Annotated in this window: 4 protein-coding genes; all 4 read left to right on the forward strand. The window is 45.0% G+C overall.

The features are described from left to right. The first annotated feature begins 817 nt into the window (after positions 1-817). The 4 genes from ACJ2PR_RS35345 (at position 818) to ACJ2PR_RS35360 (ending at position 3,578) form a co-directional block, all read left to right on the forward strand. Entirely contained in the window at positions 818-2,209 is a 1,392-nt protein-coding gene (locus ACJ2PR_RS35345; RefSeq protein ID WP_446880559.1) for a phage/plasmid replication domain-containing protein, read from the forward strand. Between the two features lie 68 nt (positions 2,210-2,277). Next, the gene (locus ACJ2PR_RS35350) at positions 2,278-2,736 is read left to right on the forward strand and encodes a hypothetical protein (protein WP_446880560.1); all 459 of its coding nucleotides are present in this window, start codon (positions 2,278-2,280) and stop codon (positions 2,734-2,736) included. A gap of 108 nt (positions 2,737-2,844) precedes the next feature. Continuing rightward, complete coding sequence (locus ACJ2PR_RS35355; protein WP_446880561.1) at positions 2,845-3,255, forward strand: hypothetical protein; 411 nt, start codon at positions 2,845-2,847, stop codon at positions 3,253-3,255. Further along, positions 3,252-3,578, forward strand: coding sequence for a hypothetical protein (locus ACJ2PR_RS35360; protein ID WP_446880562.1), 327 nt, complete (start codon positions 3,252-3,254; stop codon positions 3,576-3,578). The genes ACJ2PR_RS35355 and ACJ2PR_RS35360 overlap by 4 nt, the downstream gene beginning before the upstream one ends. Positions 3,579-3,709: the final 131 nt, after the last annotated feature.

Consider the following 3,709-nt stretch of genomic DNA (forward strand, 5'->3'; position numbering starts at 1 on the left):
AGCGAAGTGACGTAGCGAAGCGAAGTGAACCCTTGACAGTCAGAACCTCTCACCCTACGACTTTATCCAGTGAGGGCAATGAGAAAGCAACGAAGCGATGAGACTTTTCCAACTTGCCCCTTTACATAGCACGTCAACTCCTCGATCGCCATCGTTAGTTCCAGCTTCGCTCTAAGAGCGAAGGAAAGAAAACGGAAACTACCGAGCCACCCGGTCAAAGTCGATCGCACTCAAGCAGACCGTAAAATTTCCTTCGCTCAAAGGTAGGGTAAGAGAGACAGAAACCGTAGCGAGAATTCTAAACACTTTGTCGGCCCTTAAGCCCCGACTAGTAACTTACTCACTTCTAAATTTGCCTTAGTTTTTTGCCGCCGGAACCCCTAGACGTTCCAGACAATTTTTGTCAATTTTCAGCGATCGATCAACGGACGTGAAAATTTTAAACATTCCGTCGGCCCTTAAGCCCCGATTAGTAACTTACTCACTGTCTGGAGCTGAGTCATTTTTTCCAATCGAGCAAGCTAACTTTCGCAATCAATTTTTGTCAATTTTTAGCGATCGACAAATCCCATTACCGATTTCTGGAAGGGTTAAACCTTTCCCGGCAATACGAGAGACTTCAATCCAAACCCTAGGGGTTGTGTTGAAAGAATCTTCTTCCAACTGCCCTCGATCGAGCCAACCTCATCTCATGAGTCTTATCAGTGACTCAAATGTAGACTCTGATGTTGCAGATTCCTACTAACAGTGCAACATCCTGTTGAAATTTCAACATCTCGACTAATATGTCCTATCTGCCGCCCCCCAGAAATTTTCTATGATCGACACTCTTAAGCTTGGAATCCCTCTCAGCGAGAGCCAGTACAAACGCATTCGTCAAGTTTCTGCTGACTGCGATCGCTGGCAGTGGGTTCTGTTAAATGAGTTCACTGGAGATTTGCTTTTTAGACGTGTTTCAGGGATGGCCAAGACTGATGGCGAGAGTTTTCATAGGGAATTGAGGTGGGATCTTCCTAGCCGTTATGAGCCTGACTGCAAATTGTCCCTAGAATTTTCAGTCCCTAAATACTGGTATGGGCATAACATTCACCTGCTTTACGATTTTGTGGCAGCCCTTCGACATCTCAAGCGATCGCTCGAAACTCAATTCAAACTAAAGACCAGGGCGCTGCTCCCAGATGTGATGACGTGGCAAGTCTTTCGAGTCGATATTTGCTACACCTGGAAGTTTCCGAGTCAGCAGTCCTGTCACAACTTTCTAGAGTCGCTAAAGCGGATTCACTTTCCTCGCAAAAAGCCAATCATCTACCCAACTGCCCTCATGTTTGCAGGGACAACCTACTCACTGAAGTTTTATGAAAAGCTTCCCGAATTCAAGCAGCACGATCGGAAAGCTTTACTCAAGTCGAGAGCGTGTTTGAGTTGGGTCGATCACTGTGAATCTCTGGCAGATGGAGTTCTCAGGGTAGAGGCTACTCTGAGACGGCAATATCTGAAATTGAAGGAACTTCACACGATTGAGGATCTATTGAGGCCGTTTCAGATGTACGAGTGGCCGGCTGGAGAAATGCCCGAATCACATGAAGAACAATTGATAACGGTTTTTCTTGCTTCCACTCTGAAGCTAGAAGCGAAGGGTATCGATACCTCATCTATTCAGAATGATGGACTTGAACCTTCTTCATACACCCCTCTCTACGATGGAATGGAGTTTCCCGTTCCCCCTTTTGAAGCTGAGTTCAATGGCACTGTCTATAAGCGGTCTAACCCGATCACTCTCACTTTCAGAAAACAGGATAATTTAGTAGTCATCCTTCAGTATCTTTTGACAAAATTTGTTGGCTCGGAGGCAAAAATGCAGACTGTAGACCAGGTTCAGCTAAAACTTATGGAATTCTACAAACCTGTGAAAGCTGCCAGGTTGGTCTCTGTCTGGCTATACGTTCAGCGATTCAGTAGCGCTGAAGCAAGAGAGGTATTTGGCAGACAAAGTTTCGACTACTCAAAGCGTCAGATGAAAAAAGCAGGTGTCAGTCTGATCGAACCTCCTCACAGTCGGTCGATCACGATCGTGGAGAAAGACTTCTTCCAAAACTTCAGACTAGAGATTCCCAGTCCACACGTTACAAACAAGGTGGATGATTTTAGAGACAGTGGAAATGTTCTCAACTTTGTCCCCAAAATGTCTGGATACGATGAGAGAGCATAACCCGTTAACAGGTATTGACGTAACTCGTTAACATCTTTATGATATAAAAGATGTTAACGAGTTTATGTATGGCTAAACCAGTTGGAGGAAGAGGAAACAAGGCACCTTATGAATCAACTCATGTTCGTGTGCCTATACCGATTAAGTCTGAGGTTCAAGCTTTAATTGATGAATTTAGAGAGAAGTATTCAGGGCAGGCTAATAAGCCGTTAACGGCTTTACGATCACAAGATTTAGAAAACGAAAAAGATGACGGTTTAGAAGATGATGATTTAGAACACGATGATCCACACAGGTATTCAGATAGTGAAATCATTAAGACTCAATGGAAGATGATCCAGGACTTGAGACTTGAAATTGAATCCCTCAATCTTCGCCTAGATAAAGCAAACTCGTTAACGAGTTTAGATGAGGCTAAAGACTCAGCCAGAAGCATCCTGCGATCGAAGAAATCAGCTTCTCAGTCTTTAGCAAAGTTGTTAACGAGTATCTACCAAGTTGAAGTGACAGTAGAGAATTTGAGGTAAACCCTGATATTCTAAGCTTCAAAGGACTACGCGCCTTAGAGAAGTGCTTGGAACACCCTCTAAGACGACTTCCCCCTAGTTGAGTTCAACAACCGAAGGAGCAAATATATGGTGCCTTATCTGACGTGGCAGCAACTCTGTTGCTGGTCACGACCTTACAAATTCGCGATCGCTCTGAGCATCGGAATACTGCTTAGTTCCTGTGAACCAAACGAGATGTATCCCGTTCCCGTGGGTGTTCCTAATGGACAGAACCTACCAAGTCAAAGCTACAGGCCGGCTCAACCTACTAAACCCACAATTCTGCCTATCCACCCCATTCTTGAAGACCCAGAGGCAAAAACAGAAGAATGGGAAGATGACACATTTGCTAACTCTCAAGAGGAGGCAGAATCAAAGTGTCGTCAAAAGGCAGAAAGAATTACCCAAACAGACAAAACGTTGGTTGTGTCGTTAGGTGCTAGACAAGTCAAAGGCAAACTTTACAAGTGCAAATTTAGAACTGAGGTGAAGCCATGAACCGATGTCAAATGAAGCGAATTCCCAAAGCAGGCCAAATTCTCTGGTACATCGACCTTTCACAAATTCAGAGTCGATCGGTAAACGAGACGCTTGAATTACTTGAGTCGATTGGGCATCAACCTCAACTGAGATATCAGGAAACGAAAGAGGGGCTAAAGCTATTTGCACTCTTGAGAGACGAGCAAACCAACCCATCTACCGTTATTGAGGATGAGTACCTGATTGATCAGCGTCTAGCCCTGTATGAGGCGTTCCCAGGTGAGGACATGGCGATCCACTTCGCCTGTGGCTCACCCGTTTCCCTTCCTGTTTCTGTATAGACCATTCTTTCTCATTGCCCTCACCTGTTAACTCTATTCGGGGTGAGAGGTTCTGACTGTCAAGGGCACGTAGCAAAGCGAAGTGACGTAGCGAAGCGAAGTGAACCCTTGACAGTCAGAACCTCTCACCC

It is taken from the genome of Phormidesmis sp. 146-33, from assembly GCF_052939515.1.